Origin of the sequence: Acinetobacter sp. WCHA45, assembly GCF_002165255.2 — a bacterium.
GTDB lineage: Bacteria > Pseudomonadota > Gammaproteobacteria > Pseudomonadales > Moraxellaceae > Acinetobacter.
On sequence record NZ_CP028561.1, the window covers coordinates 2,422,716 to 2,439,874 of the forward strand.

A 17,159-nucleotide genomic window follows, 5' to 3' on the forward strand; every position below is an offset into this window, starting at 1 on the left:
GTAATGCAGTCCCGTTCGCTTTACGGCAACGCTGACAATGGCACTGAACTATCTCACCAATTTCACCCTGAATTTCGTAGCGGATGCCCTGACATAAACAACTCCCTTGATATACTGGCGATTGTTCAGACATATCATCATACATCCTATATTTATTGGCTACTCAAAACTAACACTATTCACATATCAAACAAAGTACAAAACAGTGTATTTATCTGCTTAAAAAATGTTGTACGCCTTGCCCTGCTGCTCGCCCTGTGGCAAAACAAGCCGTCAGCAAATATCCACCTGTCGGTGCATCCCAGTCCAGCATTTCGCCACAGCAAAACACATAAGGATTAGATTTCAATTGCAATTGTGGAGATAAAATATCTTGCTTGACCCCGCCCGCACAGCTAATCGCTTCTTCGATTGGACGGAAGCCATCTAAAGAAATACTGAGATGCTTGATCTGCTGCACCATTTGCTTGGCATCTGACCATAAGCTTTTATCAACGATTTCCCGAAGCAGATTAATTTTGACCTGATCCAAGCCTGCTTTACGCCAAAGATTGGTAAGAGACTGCTTCTTATTGCCTTGTAATTTCTTTTCTAATTGTTCAATACTGAGGTCTGGAAGTAAGTCTAGGTGAAGTTTTAGGTTTTTCTTTTGGCTCAGCTGTGTTCTTAAATCACGTCCCAATTTATAAATCACACCACTTTCAAAACCATAGTGCGTAATGATGATATCACCATGTGTCTTTCGCTCAGTTGTAACCCACGCATCAACTCGTTTGAGTGGCTGACCAAAACAATCTTGCATAAACGGCGACCATTGTTTCAGCACCCCAGCATTGCTAGCCTGAAATGGTTCAATTTCATCGGTGGAAAGCCATTGCTGCCACGCGCCATCACTACCTAATTGTGACCATGACACTGCTCCGCAGGCCAAAATAATCGCATCATAAGTTGCACTAAATTGCTGAGTCTGATTCTCTATCGTGAGCTGATTGTTGGATAAATCCACACAACGATGACGATAATGGAATTTTACACCCTTCTGAATCAATCGCTTTAACCAAGCACGAAGTAACGGTGCTGCTTTCATTTCTACTGGAAACACACGCCCTGAACTGCCGACATAGGAATTGATCCCAAGACCTTGCATCCAATTTTGAATCCACTGAGCATCCCATTGTTTCACCCAAGGGCTCAACCAATCGGTACGATCATAGCGTTGGATAAATACGTCTACAGGCTCAGCATGTGAGATATTTAAACCTGTTTTGCCCGCCATTAAAAACTTGCGCGCTGCAGAAGGTTTTTGTTCAAACACATCAATTTGATAGTTGTATTGACTCAACACTTCAGCAGCCATCAAGCCCGCTGGACCTGCACCAATAATCGCAATGCGTTTAGACATCAAGGTTCTCTTGAATATTCTGCCCTTGCAATGGTGCAAAATCATCAAAACGGGTTGTATAGCCTTCTGGTTTTCGAATGATCAATTGTTGGCACAATTCACCACGTTCTAAGTACTTAATTTCAAAATGAGTACGTGCAGAATCTACTGCAATTTTCTGCTTTTCATATGGCAGTTTCCATAGCTCAATCAACTGCTGTTCAGCTTCATCAATATATTCAGGAATATTGCTTGCGAGCGTAATCGAGCCATTGGGCTGAAGACGAGAAAGTAGGAACTCAAAGAATGGCATATTCAGCCAACGTTGTGCAGGATTATGCGGTTCTGGATTTGGATAGAGAATAAAAAATTGTTCGACCTGTGCAGGATATAGGGCATGCACAATCCAAGGTAAAGCATCGGCATGAATCGGATTGAGATATTCACGCGGTTGTAGTTGATGCTGTTTTTGCATAGCCAGAAATTTTTCTTTGGTTCGTTCAATCGCATACAACGTGGTGTGTGGATTTTGCCCCGTAAACAACAAGGCATGTTTGCCTTTTCCAGCACCAATTTCGACACAAATCGGTGTACTAGGAATGGCAATAAAATCACGAGGGACTTGCATACGTTGTGCTTGAAATTGACGAATCGACATATTCACATCAAACTATCTAGAAATCGGCATAAGTCTAACAATTCACTTTGCTTTTGCCTAATCTATTTGTTTTTGATGTAGGAATTTTCTATGCCACGTACATTCCCCTGCCCACGTTGTGGACAAGACAGCACTTGGGAAGGTAATGAATTTCGCCCATTTTGCTCAGAGCGTTGTAAGCTGATTGATTTAGGGGCTTGGGCAAACGATGAATACAAACTGCCTACCCAAGATGCACCTCAGGCAGGCGATAAACGTCATGAAGATGAATACGAGGATTAGCCAGCTTTACTTGCAACGAATGGGTTGAATTGTTTCTCGTAACCGATTGTGCTGATTGGACCATGCCCCGAAATAAACTGAGTTTCATCGGGTAAGCTAAAGCATTCTCTTTTAATCGAATCGAGTAACTGCTGATGATTTCCTTTTGGAAAATCTGTGCGTCCTATCGAGCCTTTAAACAACACATCACCCGTCCAAAGCAAACCATGCTTTTGATTGTAAAACATCACATGACCAGGCGTATGTCCTGGTGCAAAACGCACCTCGAATTCGTCTTCACCCAGTTTTAAGGTTTCACCACCTTCTAACCACTGATCGACTTTAACAGGTTGAGGAATTGGGAAACCATAACGTGCTGAGACTTCTTGAATCATATCTAACCAAAATTGGTCTTCTTTATGTGGACCAATCACAGGAATTTTCCAAGCTTCAGCCAATTCTCCTACAGCACCAGCATGATCAAGATGTCCATGCGTCAACCATAGTGCCTTAACGGTTAAACCCAAAGCCTCAACTTCTTTCTTTAGTACTGCTGCATCGCCACCTGCATCAATCAAAACCGCCTCTTTGCTTTCACTGTCCCATAAAATTGAGCAATTTTGAGCAAATGCGGTAACAGGAACAATTTTGACTTGCAGCATAAAAACCTCTGGCGTGAAAGAAGATCGTCTTAACGATGAGCTAAGGTATGAGTAAGAGCATCAAGATTAGCCTGAACCAGACTTGCAAGCAAATCTATATGTGCTTGGTCAGTATTTAATGCAGGAATATAAGCATATTCTCCACCACCAGCGTGTTGGAAAGTTTCTTTATTTTCAACTGCCAATTCTTCTAATGTTTCCAGACAATCTGCTGAAAAAGCAGGACTCAGCACTTGTACAGATCGAACCCCTGCTTGTCCCCATTGTTCCAATAAAACATCAGTATAAGGTTTAACCCACTCTTGTTTACCAAAACGAGATTGGAAACTGATTGCCCATTCATCTTCATTTAAATGCAATGCTTCAGCAACCAGTTTTGCGGTCATACGACAACGATCTGCATAAGGATCACCTTTGTCTGCATAAGGCTGAGGAATACCATGAAATGACATCAATAATTTTTCAGGTTTTCCATGCTGCTCTTGATAAGCAAGCACACTATCAACCAAAGCTTGAATGAATAATGGATGCTGATAATAATCTTTGATCATGGTTATTCCAGGCAAATGGCGCTGATTTGGAATCCATCGTGCAAAAGCATCATATAAAGGCGCAGTCGATGTCGCAGAATATTGCGGGAATAATGGTAATAAAATCACATGCTCTTGAGGCACTTTCTCAAGTTGCTCAAATACTGCATAAATGCTTGGTTGGCCATAAGTCATGGCAGGCACAACCGTTAAGTCAAATTGATGATTTTCATCCAGCAAACGCTGTTTTATCAATTGTGTTTGTTTGAGAACAATTTCACGCATTGGTGAGTCAGTTGACCAAACTGAGGCATACGCTTGAGCAACCCGTTTTGGGCGAAATGGAAGAACAAAAGCATGTAGAATCACCCACCAAATAAATTTTGGTATTTCAATTACTCGCGTGTCAGATAAAAATTGCTTCAAAAAACGACGTACTGCTGGTGCAGTCGCTTCGTCGGGCGTACCTAAATTTGCTAAAATCACAGTGACTTTTGGTTTTGGTGTCGCTGACATAGATCGTTTCCGCTATAGCTGAATTTCTTCAATTACTTTAGCAGCTTTATGATTCTTTTTTAAATTGGTTTAATGCATTGTTTTAAATTGAAAAACCCGATTACTATCTAGGACATTACTTTCCAATAGCTTTTGAGCTTTATGCGTCAACTGCCATAACATACGTTGGCGATCATCACGTCCCGTAGGTACAATCCATTCATTCTGACGCATTTGCATTTTTATCTCATGCAAAGCACGTATATTGATCTGTGCTCTTGAAACGGCGTGTGCTCTTGGCATCTCTTTACGTGCATCTTCCAAACCTGTTTCATTTAAATATTCATTCATACGTTTTGAAAAATATTCTTCAGGAGTTGGACTAACAAAAGATGAACCAAGTACATTGAGCAATTGTGCCCATGTTAATTTACGGAACGTTTTGATGTCTTTAAAATTACCATCTTGGTAGGCATGCATACGATATTCAAAAGAATAAAGCTCATGCATTGAAACCTTAGGTAACATTGAAATTGGATCTGCTTCACGACTACCCATCTCAGTTTCGAGTTGTTTTAGTTTGGCGCGTAAACTATCGATCTCATCTTGTAAAACTTGAGTGTTCTGAGGACGTACCCAACCTACCACAGGATAACGCTCTAACATTTGTGGCATGCTCGAACGAACAGCTAGTTCCAAATCTCTTAAGGTACGGTATGTAAATATTTGATCAACATCATGCTGTAGCTGTTTTCTAAACTCTTTAAATTTTTCTTTTAATTCAGGTTTATTATCTTGCAATTGTAAGTCACGCGAGTCGGGATCTTCATGCATAAATACAATCACAGGTTTCTGCTTCGTCATGGCGTAAATATATTCCAGATGCATGTAACCAACACCTGAAACGGATTGTTCGCCATACTGGCTACCTAATAAGATTACGACGTAATCACAGTCATCTATTTGACGACGAGCAATAGAGGTACTTAATGGTGTGCGCTGTTCTAAGCCCCACGAAAAGAAACCCATCCCAACCAAAGTTTGAGTCAAGACTGCTCGCTCTGGTTGCATTTCATTGCCAGACGTAGAAATAAACACTTGATAACGGGTATCTTGCATAGGCTAAGCCTCAATTCACTGATCAATAATTTTAAGCTATTTTGCTTAAATTTTATTAATAGATAACCTAGATCAAACCACAAATATGATTAGATTTTAAGCACTTAAGCAGTACTTTCATCCAAATTGCGAATCGTCCATGTTATTTGTTCTGGTACTAGATGTTTGAGCACTAATGATAACTCAATCGCATTATTACCACTGACATAACATTCAATACGTGTAATATTATGACTTATTTTGTCACATAATAACCTATTTTTTATTAAAATATATGCTGTTTGTCGTGCAACCGCTTGCCCAGAGTCAATTAACTTTAACTTTTCACCAAAAACCTGACGAATCGCATCTTTTAGGAAGGGATAATGGGTACAACCTAACACTAAAAAGTCCGCACCCTGCTCCACTACAGGCTGTAAAATTTCTTGCAATACATTCAAACAACCTTGACTCATTTGTTGACCTGACTCTACAAAAGGTACCAGTTTTAAACTGGTTACAGCGAGAACTTTCACCCCAGCAGGTTCAGCAAATTTGAGCATGACATCTTTAATCAATTGACCACGAAAAGTTGCTGGTGTTGCTAACACTGCTACAACTTTAGATTGGGTTTGGATCACAGCAGGCTTCAACGCAGGAACTAAACCTACGATTGGAAAACGCTCACCATAATAATCTCGCAAATAATCCAAACTAAAAGCTGAAGCAGTGTTACAAGCGACAACTGCAATTTTGCAACCTTGTCGATACAACCACTCAATTGCTTGAGCAGTAAGCTTGCGAATCTCTTGATCTGAACGCGCACCATAGGGAACATGCGCTGTATCTGCATAATAAAGAATGCGTTCATTGGGTAAATGAGAGGCAATTTCTTGTGCAATCGATAATCCACCAATACCCGAATCAAAAACCCCAATTGGCGCATCAGCAGATGCGTGTGGCATAGGATCCAATAAGAGAGGCATAGGTTGAACAACTGTCATACACACGTGAGCACTAATTTATCTAATCTTTTAAGCTTAAACCTCAGGTGCTCAAATGCAAGATCAAATCACCACTTTTTAACGTTAAAACAGCCTCACCTTGAGCATTTTCAGACAAAGAACCATAGTTCAAGAGATGATAAAAACTTTGTCTCTGGATTAAAGCATTGATACCAAAACGTATATGTACATATGGGCGTAATTCACCTGCATATTCACGCATAAAAATAGGGTGTGTTTCATCCACAATCACGACGTCCTGATTGGTTGTAGAGACTTGCAAATAAGATTTTCCATCGATTTCAATTTGATCCACATGATTGATTAATAAAGGCTCATCTTCCACCTCAATTTCAATCTGCTCTACAGGTGTTTTAAGATAAAATTTACCCTCTTCTTTCCAAAGTACTTTAGTAAACAAATCCAATAGCGCCTGCCGCTTGATCAATTGACCTTCGTGCCACCATTCACCATTGGCTTTTACTTTCAAATCCATTTTGCCACAATGTTTTGGATGCCATTGGTCTAAAGGTGGAATTGACCTTTTGTGACTTTGCTGTACATCTTTTAAGTATTGTGAAATGTTCATTAAGTTTTTATCATCAGAAAACATGATTTTTCCCTGATTTTCTAAAGGGTTTTGTGGAGAATCATTTTCATTTATCATAGTTTATGCCTTGCTGACGAGAAAATATGACCGCTCAGCCAATTGGCGAGCCCAAGGTTTAAAACTATACTATCCCAAACGTTTGCAAGCACAATAGTAGCATTTGTGTTTGGCAATTCAGAACACTCATGGCAGCACCGAATCGCAATATTACGGTTGCCACCCTTAAAAATATGAGGAGTCCTACATGGAACACATCGAACGTGAAGCGATGGAGTTTGACGTAGTGATCGTAGGCGCAGGGCCTGCGGGTTTATCTGCTGCGATTAAAATTCGTCAATTAGCGATTGAAAACAACCTACCTGATCTTTCAGTGTGTGTTGTTGAAAAAGGCTCTGAAGTAGGTGCGCATATCCTTTCTGGTGCTGTACTTGAACCACGTGCCATGAATGAATTGTTCCCGAACTGGAAAGAAGAAGGTGCGCCACTCAATGTACCTGTAACGGGCGACGAAACCTATTTCTTATTGTCTGATACCAAAGCACAAAAAATGCCGTATTGGATGGTACCAAAATCAATGCACAACGAAGGAAACTATGTTATTTCCCTCGGTAATGTTGTGCGTTGGTTAGGTCAAAAAGCTGAAGAGCTTGAAGTTTCTATTTTCCCTGGTTTTGCTGCTTCTGAAGTGCTTTACCATGAAGATGGTACGGTAAAAGGGATTCAAACAGGTGATATGGGAATTGGCAAAAATGGTGAGCCAACACATAACTTCACGCCTGGTTATGAACTCCATGCAAAATATACGCTATTTGCTGAAGGTTGCCGTGGTCACCTCGGTAAGCGCCTAATTGCAAAATATAATCTTGATAAAGATGCTGATCCGCAACATTACGGTATTGGTATTAAAGAACTTTGGGAAATTGACCCAGCTAAGCATAAGCCTGGTCTAGTGATGCATGGTGCAGGTTGGCCATTATCTGAAACAGGTTCTGCGGGTGGTTGGTGGCTATACCACGCTGAAAACAACCAAGTAACTTTGGGTATGATTGTGGATTTATCTTATGAAAATCCAAATATGTATCCATTTATGGAAATGCAACGTTGGAAAACTCACCCAACCATTAAGCAATTCCTTGAAGGTGGTAAACGCATTTCTTACGGCGCACGTGCAGTTGTAAAAGGTGGCTTTAACTCTTTACCTAAACTGACTTTCCCAGGCGGTTGCTTGATCGGTGATGATGCTGGTTTCTTGAACTTTTCAAAAATCAAAGGCTCTCACACTGCAATGAAGTCAGGTATGTTGTGTGGCGAGGCTGTGTTTGAAGCAATCGCAGCGGGCGTCGAAAAAGGTGGTGATCTTGCAATTGCTCGCGTTCTTGAAGGCGACGATCATTTTGTTAAAGAGTTAACGACTTATACAGATAAGTATAATAACTCTTGGTTAAAAGAAGAGTTATATCAAGCACGTAACTTTGGTCCAGCGATGCACAAGTTTGGTACTTGGATTGGTGGTGCATTTAACTTTATTGATCAAAACATCCTTAAAGTGCCATTTACCTTACATGACTTAAAACAAGACTTTGCTGCACTTAAAACTGTAGATGCATCGACGTTCAAACCAAACTATCCAAAACCAGATGGTAAGTTGACCTTTGACCGTTTATCTTCAGTATTCGTATCAAATACAGTGCATGAAGAGAACCAACCTGCTCACTTAAAGCTAACTGATCCATCAATTCCAGTGAATGTAAACTTACCGAAATGGGATGAGCCTGCTCAACGCTACTGCCCTGCTGGTGTTTATGAAATCATGGAAAATGATGATGGTTCTAAGCGCTTCCAGATTAACGCAGCCAACTGTGTACACTGTAAGACTTGTGATATTAAAGACCCATCACAGAACATTACATGGGTAACGCCAGAAGGTGGCGGTGGTCCAAACTACCCGAATATGTAATTTTTAATTTGTACTGAAACTTAGTTTTTAGTACAAATTAGGTGGTGTATCAAAAAGTATGCTAAAAAAAAGCAGGTTGAATTTTGATAAAATAGAGAAATGCAAATAACTCTAGAAATCAAATGTCCAACCTGCCTCAGTGACAGTATAAAGAAAAATGGCATCAAAGTAGATGGGAAACAAAACTACCAATGCAAAGACTGCAAACGTCAGTTTATTGGTGACCATGCTCTGAGCTATCTAGGATGTAATTCTGGCATTACTCGTAAAATATTACAGTTAATGGTCAGAGGCAGCGGTATACGAGATATCGCTGAAGTTGAGCGCATTAGTATCGGTAAAGTCTTACGGACTTTAACTGAATCGGCCTATCAAATTCAGCCTAAACAAAGTCATTATGAATCTCTCGAAGTAGATGAATTCTGGACTTTTGTTGGAAATAAAAATAATAAACAATGGCTTATTTACGCCTACCATCGAGAAACAGGTGAGATTGTTGCTTATGTTTGGGGTAAGAGAGATTTAGCTACAGTCCAAAGGTTGAAGACAAAGCTTAAACAATTAGGTATTCACTACACCCGAATTGCAAGTGATCATTGGGACAGTTTCATCACTGCTTTTAAAAACTGCAAGCAAAGTATTGGTAAGTTGTTTACTGTAGGAATTGAAGGTAATAATTGCAAAATAAGGCATCGAATAAGGCGTGGTTTTAGAAGAAGTTGCAATTTCTCCAAAAAGCTTGAAAACCATTTTAAAGCCTTCGACTTAACCTTCTTTTACATCAATAATGGCTTCATTTAATGTCAGCATACTTTTTAAAACACCACCCAAATTAAACCAAGAAAGCCTCATGAAATATGAGGCTTTCTTATTTTAATCTTTCTGTTTTTCATCAAATTTTTTATATTGTTTTGATAATAAACTTAAGCTCTTCATCTGCTTGCCAAAACGTCGACACGAACTACACATCACCACATGAAACTGTAAAGCACTCATTTCTTTGAAGTTCAATGCCCGATCTTGTTTTTCTGAAAGCAATTGGGTCGCTTCTCGGCACGTCAACATGAACAATCCTCCTGAAGTAACCATTTGTTTTCTAAGCATTCACGTAGTCTGGCTCGACTGCGATACATTAGAACGTTCAAGTTTGAGATACTTAGCTCTAATTTCTCACAGATTTCATCTGAACTAAGTTCTATCATTTCCCGCAACATAAACACTTGTGCATACTTTGCTGGTAAATGATTCAAACAGGTATCAAAAATCATCCAAAAATCTTGCTGCTCCATCATTTCCTCAGGATTCAACCATGCTTTTGGTCTTTCTGATTTTTGCCAATGCCCTGAAGCATCAAACAACTCATCCACGCTTCGCTCATTTTCTTCCGTATCAAACAATTCAGACATACTGACTAAACGTTGCTTCTGACGAATCAGATCAACAATTTTATTTTTTAAAATAGCGAATACCCATGTTTTAAATGCTGATCGACCAGAAAAAGAACCTGAATGTTGTAAAGCACTGACCAAAGCTTCTTGCACAACATCCTCAGCTTGATGAAATGAAGAAAGTTGCAATACTGCAAATTTCATCATTTGTTGTCGTAGTTCCATCAGAAAATCATCGTTATACAATTGCTGCGATGCATTAGCATTCGATGTTGTCATTTCAGGCATCGCGTTTCTCACTATGCTAGTCAGGTTTGTATAACAATTCTAAGCGGATCAAATCTTCTGCAAGTTCATCCAGTTGAGTATTTACTTCACTGAACGATAGATCAGGAATTATTTGCTGGATAAACTCAGCGAGTGCTATTCGCGGCAATGGTTGTTGTGCTAATTGCTCAATTAGATAAGCGGTTAATGGAGTCAATATTTCAACACAAACCCGATCATGTTTGTTCCGCCAAACCATGATGGCACTTGGAGCGGGATCTTTGTGAATTTGATTGATTGACCACTGGTAAACAGGATATTGATACACCAAAACCCAAACTTGTGTAGTCAGCTGCCAATTTAATTCGGCATTCAAAGTGACATCTTCAATTTCAAGTGTATCCAAGTACAGTTCAAGCCATTCGTATTGCAACAGCTCAGTAAGCCACGGATATTCAAATAAAATAGGATGCTGCTTTTCTGTGAGAAACTCTCTGAATTGCAATGAGATATCGTTATAAAGCGGAGACTGATTCTGAGATTCTCGAAAAAAATCTGCCAGTAACTGTTGCCATTGCTGCTCAGGCAATAAAGATCGAGCCACCGGATAAACCAAATTGATAAATGAGCAAACATTGTTGAACAACAGTTCTCGATAAACTTGCATACGATCCAAAGCAAAAGGCACTGCTTTTACTGAATTTGGATCACGCAGCCAGTTACAAAAATCATGTTGGGTCTGCTGAAAAGTATGCTCATTCATACTCATACATTCACCCCATCGACCAAATTCTGGCTCATTGGGATTAGTGTATGTTGATTTGAATATTGATGCTGTAACTGCTGAATCTTATTCAATTCACTCTGAAGTTGCTGCCATGTTGGGATATTAAAATCGCGCTCTAATAACGTTGGTTTCACACCACATACCTGATAAGTGTATTCCAACAATGCCCACACGGGATCACATACTTCAGCACCATGAGTATCAATGAGTAAATCTGTACTCAGCTGTTCATGCCCTGCTATATGTAAATAACGAATACGTTGTTTCGGCATAGCTTCAATGAAAGCATAAGCATCTGATTGGTGGTTGATACTATTTACATAAACGTTATTCACGTCCAACAATAATTCGCAATCTGCTTGTGTGATGACTTCACGGACAAACTCTGCCTCGGACATTTCAGCATTCGGCATAAGATAAGTAGAAACATTTTCTAATACTAATCTTCGCCCTAAAATATCTTGAACTTGAGAAATTCGTTCCACTACATACTTCACAGCAGCTTCAGTCATTGGGATAGGCAAGAGATCGTATAGATAGCCACCATCATTGGTATAACTCAGATGTTCCGAATAAATCTTGACTTGATAAGTATCTAAGAATTTTTTGATTTGATGAATAAAATCAATATTTAAGGGATGAGGACCACCAATCGACAAAGAGAGTCCGTGACAAATTAATGGAGATTTTTCTACACACTGAGCTAGAAGTTTCGCATGTCGACCACCAAAGCCCATCCAATTTTCTGGAGCAACTTCAATAAAGTCAGGATGGTGAGTCGCACCTAAAAATGCCTCGATAAAATCTCGTCTTAGACCAAGACCCACACTTGTGATTGCATCCATAAAGAATCCTTTTGGTGAATGACAGCCATCTTTTTAGATGCTGTCATCTACCGTCTGCATAAGGCTTAATGAGCGCCACACTTCCCATCAGCCACTTTTTTGTCTGCTCCACATTTTGCATCTGCCATCTTTTTGTCTGCACCGCATTTAGCATCCGCAGCTTTTTTATCTGCGCCGCATTTTGCATCAGTAGTTTTGTGTTGTTTTTTCGCTTTATTTGAACCACATTTCGCTTCACCACATTTTGCATCTGCAGTTTTAGTCACATGTGTTTCAGTCGTCGTCGATGCTGCCGAAACTTGGGTTGCTGCACCAACCATAGATAATGCAACTAAAGCGGCAACCGAAGTCATTGAGTTTAATTTATTCATTGTGAAGTTCCTTTTAAGTAAATATTGCTTTTGTACTAGGTACATAAAATTAGACGTGCGAACAATCAAATTATTACAGTCAAATTTAGATTTTTTTTGTGTAAGAAATCAAAAATTCAAACGACTAATAACTAATAAAACTTATTCGTTGTGAATTTCTCATGAAAAATCTAATTTATTCTTTACATAAACGCTATCAGAATTTGGGTTCCAACTTAAATTATTTTGATGGAATCGCTTCTTTAGCGCTTCGCCTATATTTAATTCCTATTTTTTGGATGGCTGGACACAATAAACTACAACATTTCAATGATACAGTTGAATGGTTTGGCAATAGTGAATGGGGCTTGGGCTTACCCTTCCCATTGGTTATGGCTAGCCTTGCAATTTCGGCTGAGTTAGGTGGTGCTGTCTTACTTGCCTTAGGTCTTGCAACGCGACTGATTTGTATTCCATTGATTATCACTATGCTGGTCGCTATCTTTACTGTACACATTCAAAATGGATGGCAAGCCATTGCTGATCCACATGCTCCTTTTGCAAATATGCAAGTGATTGAATCGGCTGAAAAACTAGAGAAAGCGAGAGAGGTTCTGAGCACTTATGGAAATTATGATTGGCTTACATCTAGTGGCTCATTTGTCATATTGAATAATGGTGTTGAGTTTGCAGTGACCTATTTGGTTATGTTGGGTGCACTACTGGTTCTTGGTGGTGGAAGATATGTAAGTTGTGATTACTGGATCAATAAAAAACTAATTAAATCAGAAAGATAGATTGAATATACACCTATCTTAATAGTGAAAGTGCAATCAACCACATGATACAGCCAATCAATAGTTCTAAGACTTTCCAAGCTTTAGGATTTGCAAATACAGGACGCAATAATCTCGCCCCAAATCCTAAACTAAAAAAGAATAAAAATGATGCTGATACTGCCCCACTGGCAAAAGAGATCTTATCCGCATATTGAGCAGATATTGAACCTAATAATACAACCGTGTCTAAGTAAACATGCGGATTTAACCAAGAGAAACTGAGACATAAAACTATCGTTTGCCAGAAAGTTGTTGTTTCTTGTTCAGAAGCAATTAAACCTGACTGCGAATTATAAGCATTGTAAAAGCTGCGGGCGCCGTACATAAACAAGAAGAGTGCGCCGAAATACTTCATAGCTTGAATCAACCATGCTTGTTGACTCAATATTGAAGCAAATCCAAAAACACCTAAACAAATTAAAAATGCGTCGGATAAAGCACAGATCAGACATACCCAAAATACATGCTGTTTGAGCAATCCCTGCTTTAAAACAAAAGCATTTTGTGCACCAATTGCGAGAATTAAAGAGAAACCTAACAATAAACCTGAAATATATGTAGAAACCAAAACTTAGCCTTTTTGCACTAAGTAACGATATTCGGTATGACTATTTGCACCAAGGCTTTCTTCTTTAAGCAGTAACTCATGCCCAAGATGCATACAAAATTTTGGAATATCCCATGAGGTGGAAGGGTCTGTGGCAAGTACCTCAACAATATCACCTGATTTTGCTTTACGAATCGCTTGATGCAACATCATGACTGGCTCAGGGCAACGCAAGCCTCTGGTATTCAGTTGAACCGTAGGAAGTTGAGGTTGTTCAGACATCATCATACTCATATATTTTAAGATTCACATTTTAACATAAAGTAAGTCGATAAAAATCATCAACAGCTTTTTGAAAAACTGTACATTTTTCGCATCGTTTTATTGATGCATATCCGCTTTTTCTTCGGTATGATGAAAATCATCTAATTGATATAGAGAGTCTTTAGGAAAGATCATGGTCGAGGAATCCAGTCCGTCGTGGGGTATGCGTGGCTTAAGAAAATGGTTAGGTACTGCACCTGAAACCCGCGATGAATTACTCAGGTTAGTTCAAGACTCACGTCGTTTTTTAGAACCAGATACTGTTGCTATGCTTGAGGGTGTTCTCGATCTACCAGCAACAAAAATTCGGGAAGTCATGACGCCACGTACAGCAATTATCAGCTTACAAGAAGATGATCAACTGTTAGATATTTTGGATGTCCTGATTGATTCAGCACATTCGCGTTTCCCTGTGTTTTCAGCAGATCAAAGTGACAATGTAGTGGGTATCCTGTTGGCCAAAGACCTATTGCCTTTCTTAACTGAGCGCAATGTCAAAGTCGATATTCGCGCTCTGATGCGCCAACCTTTGTTTGTACCTGAAAGTGCACGTTCAGACCAAGTGTTACGTATGCTCAAAAACACCCAAACACATATTGCGATTGTCATCGATGAATATGGTTCAACTTCTGGCCTAGTCACCCTTGAAGACATTCTCGAAGAGATCGTCGGTGAAATTGAAGACGAACACGATATTGCCGATGAAGAAGCACTATATATCGTACCTGACAATGATCCCACTACAGCCAATACATGGATTGTGCAGGCACTTACACCAATTGAACATTTCAACACTATTTTAGATGCTGATTTTTCTGATGATGAAGTTGAAACTATGGGCGGTTTGCTGCTGCAAGAGATTGGTTTAGTGAGCGATTTACAAGGTCAAACCATTGAGCTTGGAGATTGGCAATTTACCATTATTGAAGCAGATGCACGCACTATTCATCTGATTCGAGCTGTACGTCAATGAGAGCCTATTTTGAAAAGCTGTTAAAAACTTCTCAACCGCAAAAACAGTTACCCTTTATTTTCCCTCTTTTGATTGCACTCATTTCAGGTGCAATCTTTAATTTAGCTTTAGCACCTTATTATTTTTGGTGGCTGGCGATTCTATCACCAGCTCTATTATATGCTGTATTACGTCAGCGTAACCCACGCCAAGCTTTTGCGCTAGGTTGGGCCTATGGTTTTGGTTTATGGTTTGTCGGCGCGTTCTGGCTCTTCACCTCTATCCATACTTATGGTGATACCAATGCATTTTTAAGCATTTTGATGATTGCCTTTATGGCCGCAGCCATGGGTTTATTTACAGCTTTTCAAACATGGCTGTACCGTCGCTTTTTTCCAGAAACACCACTCACCTTTGCACCACTCTGGGTGCTATTTGAGTGGGCAAAAACTTGGGTATTCACAGGTTTTCCGTGGTTGTTTGCAGGCTATGCCTTCACTGAACGCTTACTCGATGGCTATGCTCCTTTATTTGGTGTCTATGCCGTTTCTTTCGTTGTGATTGTCTTGGCTTGTGCCTTGGTCGAAATTTTAAATCGTCGTTGGTTCTGGGCTATTCCTTCTGCACTACTGATAGCGGGTGCATGGGGTGCTGGATTCATCCAGTTTGTTCAGCCAAAAGCTGCCAAGCCACTGAGTGTGTCTCTGATTCAGGGCAATATTCCTCAAGACCTGAAATGGCTGACTGAGTATCAAATTAAAACCTTAGAAATTTATGCCACTTTAACCCGTGCGGAATGGGGTCGTGATCTTATCGTTTGGCCTGAATCATCAATTCCCTTATTTCAAACGGATATTCCAGACTTTTTAAAAGCAATGGATATTCAAGCAAAAAAAGCAGATAGCGCTTGGGTGACTGGCATCCCTTACTGGGATCTGCCAAAGTCTCAACAAGTGGGTGAACCCTTATATTACAATAGTATTATGGCGTCAGGCAGTGACTCGCATGGCTTGTATAAAAAACAACGTCTTGTTCCATTTGGCGAATATATTCCTCTTTCAGGAATGCTGAAATGGGTTTTACCTGCGATGCAAAATGATATCAGTATGAGTGGTTTTTCACGTGGAGAAGCCAACCAAGAGCCCCTAACCATCAAAGGACATGCGCTTGCTGCTGCCATTTGTTATGAAGTAGCTTATCCTAATCTGACCCGTCGTAATGCGATGAATAGTGACTTTTTAATTACTGTTTCAAATGATGCTTGGTTTACAGGTACAGCAGGTCCTTGGCAACATTTACAAATGGTACAAATGCGCGCCAAAGAAAATGGTCGCTGGTTTATTCGTGCTACCAATACAGGCGTGACTGCGTTTATTGACCACAATGGCCATATCGTGAAACAAGCACCTCTGGATGAAGAGTTCGTATTACGTGGTGATTTACCTGCAATGCAAGGGCAAACGTTATATAATCGTTTGAGTGATTATCCAATCTTGATTTTCTCACTATTATTGTTAGTGATGGGATGGATTTATCGCCCACGTAAAGTCGATGTTTCCTTTAAGTCACGGCGGTAAGATGAAAAGAGCGTTTGAATCAACGCTCTTTTTTTATAACGGGATTGATCTGTGAGTTACAAGGCCAATGGCAATTGCACGGATAAATATGCAACCAGACTCGATAAAAACAACATCGGAATATAGCGGTAAGCCTTAAACAACAATTGCTCATATCTGGAAATCATCTCCTGATTATCCCATACGGTTGTTTTTAAGGCACTTAGAAAACACAGTACAAACCATGCACTCAACATGTTTAATGCAAAAAAACCAATCATGATCTGGCTGCTACCTTCTGTAGCATGCCATAAACTTAAAGCCCCTTCTGTAATCGGCAATAACATTAAAATCAGTAAGACAGATTTAAGCATTGCCCAATGAAACTGATTCAGTTCATCCAACATAAAAAATGCTTTCATTTGCTCACTCCATGCCTGATTTAAATGGTCTGAATTTATTATGCAAAGCTTTGATTTAAAGGAAAAGTCTATTTACCTACATAATTCATTGTTTCTTGTAACCATTAAGTATGGGAATAATTCTTATTATAAATCTCACATAGTTAATATTTTATTTTTACATATTTTTCAAAAACTTAAACAAAAATTATTAATCAATAAACATTATCACTTCACTCTTGATTTA

Annotated in this window: 21 protein-coding genes and 1 pseudogene; 6 read left to right on the forward strand and 16 right to left on the reverse strand. The window is 39.6% G+C overall.

The features are described 5' to 3' along the window. Window positions 1-4: 4 nt before the first annotated feature. The 3 genes and pseudogenes from CDG55_RS13080 to CDG55_RS13090 all read right to left on the reverse strand — a co-directional run. Window positions 5-133, reverse strand: a pseudogene (locus tag CDG55_RS13080) (GFA family protein); the annotation flags it as partial. A 78-nt stretch (window positions 134-211) separates the two neighbouring features. Beyond that, the gene (locus CDG55_RS13085) at window positions 212-1,402 is read right to left on the reverse strand and encodes a TIGR03862 family flavoprotein (protein ID WP_087536298.1); all 1,191 of its coding nucleotides are present in this window, start codon (window positions 1,400-1,402) and stop codon (window positions 212-214) included. Next, on the reverse strand, window positions 1,395-2,039 hold the full coding sequence (locus CDG55_RS13090) for an SAM-dependent methyltransferase (RefSeq protein WP_087536297.1): 645 nt from the start codon (window positions 2,037-2,039) through the stop codon (window positions 1,395-1,397). Before CDG55_RS13090 ends, CDG55_RS13085 begins: the two co-directional genes overlap by 8 nt. Before the next feature lie 90 nt (window positions 2,040-2,129). On the opposite strand from CDG55_RS13090, the gene CDG55_RS13095 reads away from it, so the two are divergent. After that, on the forward strand, window positions 2,130-2,321 hold the full coding sequence (locus tag CDG55_RS13095) for a DNA gyrase inhibitor YacG (RefSeq protein ID WP_004916696.1): 192 nt from the start codon (window positions 2,130-2,132) through the stop codon (window positions 2,319-2,321). On the opposite strand, the gene CDG55_RS13100 is transcribed toward CDG55_RS13095, so the two are convergent. The 5 genes from CDG55_RS13100 to CDG55_RS13120 form a co-directional block, all read right to left on the reverse strand. Then, window positions 2,318-2,962 (reverse strand): MBL fold metallo-hydrolase, encoded by a 645-nt coding sequence (locus CDG55_RS13100; RefSeq protein ID WP_004916699.1) that lies wholly within the window; start codon window positions 2,960-2,962, stop codon window positions 2,318-2,320. The two genes, CDG55_RS13095 and CDG55_RS13100, sit on opposite strands and share 4 nt — an antisense overlap. 29 nt (window positions 2,963-2,991) lie before the next feature. Further along, complete coding sequence (hemH, locus tag CDG55_RS13105; protein ID WP_004916701.1) at window positions 2,992-4,008, reverse strand: ferrochelatase; 1,017 nt, start codon at window positions 4,006-4,008, stop codon at window positions 2,992-2,994. 69 nt (window positions 4,009-4,077) lie between these two features. Then, window positions 4,078-5,106 carry a DUF4062 domain-containing protein gene (locus CDG55_RS13110; RefSeq protein WP_004957594.1) on the reverse strand — a complete coding sequence of 343 codons (1,029 nt, stop codon included), beginning with the start codon at window positions 5,104-5,106 and terminating at the stop codon, window positions 4,078-4,080. A 104-nt stretch (window positions 5,107-5,210) separates the two neighbouring features. Next, window positions 5,211-6,089 carry a glutamate racemase gene (gene murI, locus CDG55_RS13115; RefSeq protein ID WP_087536296.1) on the reverse strand — a complete coding sequence of 293 codons (879 nt, stop codon included), beginning with the start codon at window positions 6,087-6,089 and terminating at the stop codon, window positions 5,211-5,213. A 43-nt stretch (window positions 6,090-6,132) separates the two neighbouring features. Then, on the reverse strand, window positions 6,133-6,756 hold the full coding sequence (locus CDG55_RS13120; RefSeq protein ID WP_087536295.1) for a DUF1285 domain-containing protein: 624 nt from the start codon (window positions 6,754-6,756) through the stop codon (window positions 6,133-6,135). Between the two features lie 187 nt (window positions 6,757-6,943). Here CDG55_RS13120 and CDG55_RS13125 point away from each other — a divergent pair, with 187 nt between their 5' ends. Further along, the gene (locus tag CDG55_RS13125) at window positions 6,944-8,656 is read left to right on the forward strand and encodes an electron transfer flavoprotein-ubiquinone oxidoreductase (protein WP_087536294.1); all 1,713 of its coding nucleotides are present in this window, start codon (window positions 6,944-6,946) and stop codon (window positions 8,654-8,656) included. Window positions 8,657-8,755: 99 nt separating this feature from the next. Further along, window positions 8,756-9,457: an IS1 family transposase gene (locus CDG55_RS13130; protein ID WP_005005861.1), complete on the forward strand. Its 702-nt coding sequence runs from the start codon at window positions 8,756-8,758 to the stop codon at window positions 9,455-9,457. Between the two features lie 72 nt (window positions 9,458-9,529). On the opposite strand, the gene CDG55_RS13135 is transcribed toward CDG55_RS13130, so the two are convergent. The 5 genes from CDG55_RS13135 to CDG55_RS13155 all read right to left on the reverse strand — a co-directional run bounded on the left by CDG55_RS13135 (window position 9,530) and on the right by CDG55_RS13155 (window position 12,314). Continuing rightward, window positions 9,530-9,721, reverse strand: coding sequence for a zf-HC2 domain-containing protein (locus tag CDG55_RS13135; RefSeq protein WP_087536932.1), 192 nt, complete (start codon window positions 9,719-9,721; stop codon window positions 9,530-9,532). Further along, window positions 9,715-10,332, reverse strand: a complete 618-nt coding sequence (locus tag CDG55_RS13140; RefSeq protein ID WP_004957588.1) for an RNA polymerase factor sigma-70 — start codon at window positions 10,330-10,332, stop codon at window positions 9,715-9,717. The genes CDG55_RS13135 and CDG55_RS13140 overlap by 7 nt, the downstream gene beginning before the upstream one ends. Window positions 10,333-10,348: 16 nt before the next feature. After that, complete coding sequence (locus CDG55_RS13145; RefSeq protein WP_087536931.1) at window positions 10,349-11,080, reverse strand: DNA-binding domain-containing protein; 732 nt, start codon at window positions 11,078-11,080, stop codon at window positions 10,349-10,351. Continuing rightward, a complete protein-coding gene (locus CDG55_RS13150; RefSeq protein WP_087536930.1) occupies window positions 11,077-11,943 on the reverse strand; it encodes a DUF692 domain-containing protein in 867 nt (288 codons plus the stop codon). Before CDG55_RS13150 ends, CDG55_RS13145 begins: the two co-directional genes overlap by 4 nt. A gap of 65 nt (window positions 11,944-12,008) precedes the next feature. After that, window positions 12,009-12,314, reverse strand: a complete 306-nt coding sequence (locus tag CDG55_RS13155; RefSeq protein ID WP_087536929.1) for a hypothetical protein — start codon at window positions 12,312-12,314, stop codon at window positions 12,009-12,011. Between the two features lie 161 nt (window positions 12,315-12,475). On the opposite strand from CDG55_RS13155, the gene CDG55_RS13160 reads away from it, so the two are divergent. Then, the gene (locus tag CDG55_RS13160; RefSeq protein WP_087536928.1) at window positions 12,476-13,090 is read left to right on the forward strand and encodes a DoxX family protein; all 615 of its coding nucleotides are present in this window, start codon (window positions 12,476-12,478) and stop codon (window positions 13,088-13,090) included. A 13-nt stretch (window positions 13,091-13,103) separates the two neighbouring features. Here CDG55_RS13160 and CDG55_RS13165 read toward each other — a convergent pair whose 3' ends face one another. Both CDG55_RS13165 and tusA read right to left on the reverse strand, forming a co-directional pair. Continuing rightward, entirely contained in the window at window positions 13,104-13,700 is a 597-nt protein-coding gene (locus tag CDG55_RS13165; protein ID WP_087536927.1) for a LysE/ArgO family amino acid transporter, read from the reverse strand. 3 nt (window positions 13,701-13,703) lie between these two features. After that, on the reverse strand, window positions 13,704-13,961 hold the full coding sequence (gene tusA / locus CDG55_RS13170) for a sulfurtransferase TusA (RefSeq protein ID WP_087536926.1): 258 nt from the start codon (window positions 13,959-13,961) through the stop codon (window positions 13,704-13,706). A gap of 175 nt (window positions 13,962-14,136) precedes the next feature. Between tusA and CDG55_RS13175 the strand changes: the two genes are divergently transcribed. Both CDG55_RS13175 and lnt read left to right on the forward strand, forming a co-directional pair. Beyond that, the gene (locus tag CDG55_RS13175; protein WP_087536925.1) at window positions 14,137-14,976 is read left to right on the forward strand and encodes an HlyC/CorC family transporter; all 840 of its coding nucleotides are present in this window, start codon (window positions 14,137-14,139) and stop codon (window positions 14,974-14,976) included. Then, window positions 14,973-16,532: an apolipoprotein N-acyltransferase gene (lnt, locus tag CDG55_RS13180; RefSeq protein ID WP_087536924.1), complete on the forward strand. Its 1,560-nt coding sequence runs from the start codon at window positions 14,973-14,975 to the stop codon at window positions 16,530-16,532. Before CDG55_RS13175 ends, lnt begins: the two co-directional genes overlap by 4 nt. A 56-nt stretch (window positions 16,533-16,588) precedes the next feature. Here the strand turns inward: lnt and CDG55_RS13185 are convergent, their stop codons facing one another. Continuing rightward, the gene (locus CDG55_RS13185) at window positions 16,589-16,933 is read right to left on the reverse strand and encodes a hypothetical protein (RefSeq protein WP_087536923.1); all 345 of its coding nucleotides are present in this window, start codon (window positions 16,931-16,933) and stop codon (window positions 16,589-16,591) included. Window positions 16,934-17,159: the final 226 nt, after the last annotated feature.

What these genes read in the sequence shown, in the direction of transcription:
- CDG55_RS13085 (WP_087536298.1), bottom strand. Translation starts at nt 1,402, where the DNA reads ATGTCTAAACGCATTGCGATTATTGGTGCAGGTCCAGCGGGCTTGATG.
- CDG55_RS13090 (WP_087536297.1), bottom strand. Translation starts at nt 2,039, where the DNA reads ATGTCGATTCGTCAATTTCAAGCACAACGTATGCAAGTCCCTCGTGAT.
- CDG55_RS13095 (WP_004916696.1), top strand. Translation starts at nt 2,130, where the DNA reads ATGCCACGTACATTCCCCTGCCCACGTTGTGGACAAGACAGCACTTGG.
- CDG55_RS13100 (WP_004916699.1), bottom strand. Translation starts at nt 2,962, where the DNA reads ATGCTGCAAGTCAAAATTGTTCCTGTTACCGCATTTGCTCAAAATTGC.
- hemH (WP_004916701.1), bottom strand. Translation starts at nt 4,008, where the DNA reads ATGTCAGCGACACCAAAACCAAAAGTCACTGTGATTTTAGCAAATTTA.
- CDG55_RS13110 (WP_004957594.1), bottom strand. Translation starts at nt 5,106, where the DNA reads ATGCAAGATACCCGTTATCAAGTGTTTATTTCTACGTCTGGCAATGAA.
- murI (WP_087536296.1), bottom strand. Translation starts at nt 6,089, where the DNA reads ATGACAGTTGTTCAACCTATGCCTCTCTTATTGGATCCTATGCCACAC.
- CDG55_RS13120 (WP_087536295.1), bottom strand. Translation starts at nt 6,756, where the DNA reads ATGATAAATGAAAATGATTCTCCACAAAACCCTTTAGAAAATCAGGGA.
- CDG55_RS13125 (WP_087536294.1), top strand. Translation starts at nt 6,944, where the DNA reads ATGGAACACATCGAACGTGAAGCGATGGAGTTTGACGTAGTGATCGTA.
- CDG55_RS13130 (WP_005005861.1), top strand. Translation starts at nt 8,756, where the DNA reads ATGCAAATAACTCTAGAAATCAAATGTCCAACCTGCCTCAGTGACAGT.
- CDG55_RS13135 (WP_087536932.1), bottom strand. Translation starts at nt 9,721, where the DNA reads ATGTTGACGTGCCGAGAAGCGACCCAATTGCTTTCAGAAAAACAAGAT.
- CDG55_RS13140 (WP_004957588.1), bottom strand. Translation starts at nt 10,332, where the DNA reads ATGCCTGAAATGACAACATCGAATGCTAATGCATCGCAGCAATTGTAT.
- CDG55_RS13145 (WP_087536931.1), bottom strand. Translation starts at nt 11,080, where the DNA reads ATGAGTATGAATGAGCATACTTTTCAGCAGACCCAACATGATTTTTGT.
- CDG55_RS13150 (WP_087536930.1), bottom strand. Translation starts at nt 11,943, where the DNA reads ATGGATGCAATCACAAGTGTGGGTCTTGGTCTAAGACGAGATTTTATC.
- CDG55_RS13155 (WP_087536929.1), bottom strand. Translation starts at nt 12,314, where the DNA reads ATGAATAAATTAAACTCAATGACTTCGGTTGCCGCTTTAGTTGCATTA.
- CDG55_RS13160 (WP_087536928.1), top strand. Translation starts at nt 12,476, where the DNA reads ATGAAAAATCTAATTTATTCTTTACATAAACGCTATCAGAATTTGGGT.
- tusA (WP_087536926.1), bottom strand. Translation starts at nt 13,961, where the DNA reads ATGTCTGAACAACCTCAACTTCCTACGGTTCAACTGAATACCAGAGGC.
- CDG55_RS13175 (WP_087536925.1), top strand. Translation starts at nt 14,137, where the DNA reads ATGGTCGAGGAATCCAGTCCGTCGTGGGGTATGCGTGGCTTAAGAAAA.
- lnt (WP_087536924.1), top strand. Translation starts at nt 14,973, where the DNA reads ATGAGAGCCTATTTTGAAAAGCTGTTAAAAACTTCTCAACCGCAAAAA.
- CDG55_RS13185 (WP_087536923.1), bottom strand. Translation starts at nt 16,933, where the DNA reads ATGAAAGCATTTTTTATGTTGGATGAACTGAATCAGTTTCATTGGGCA.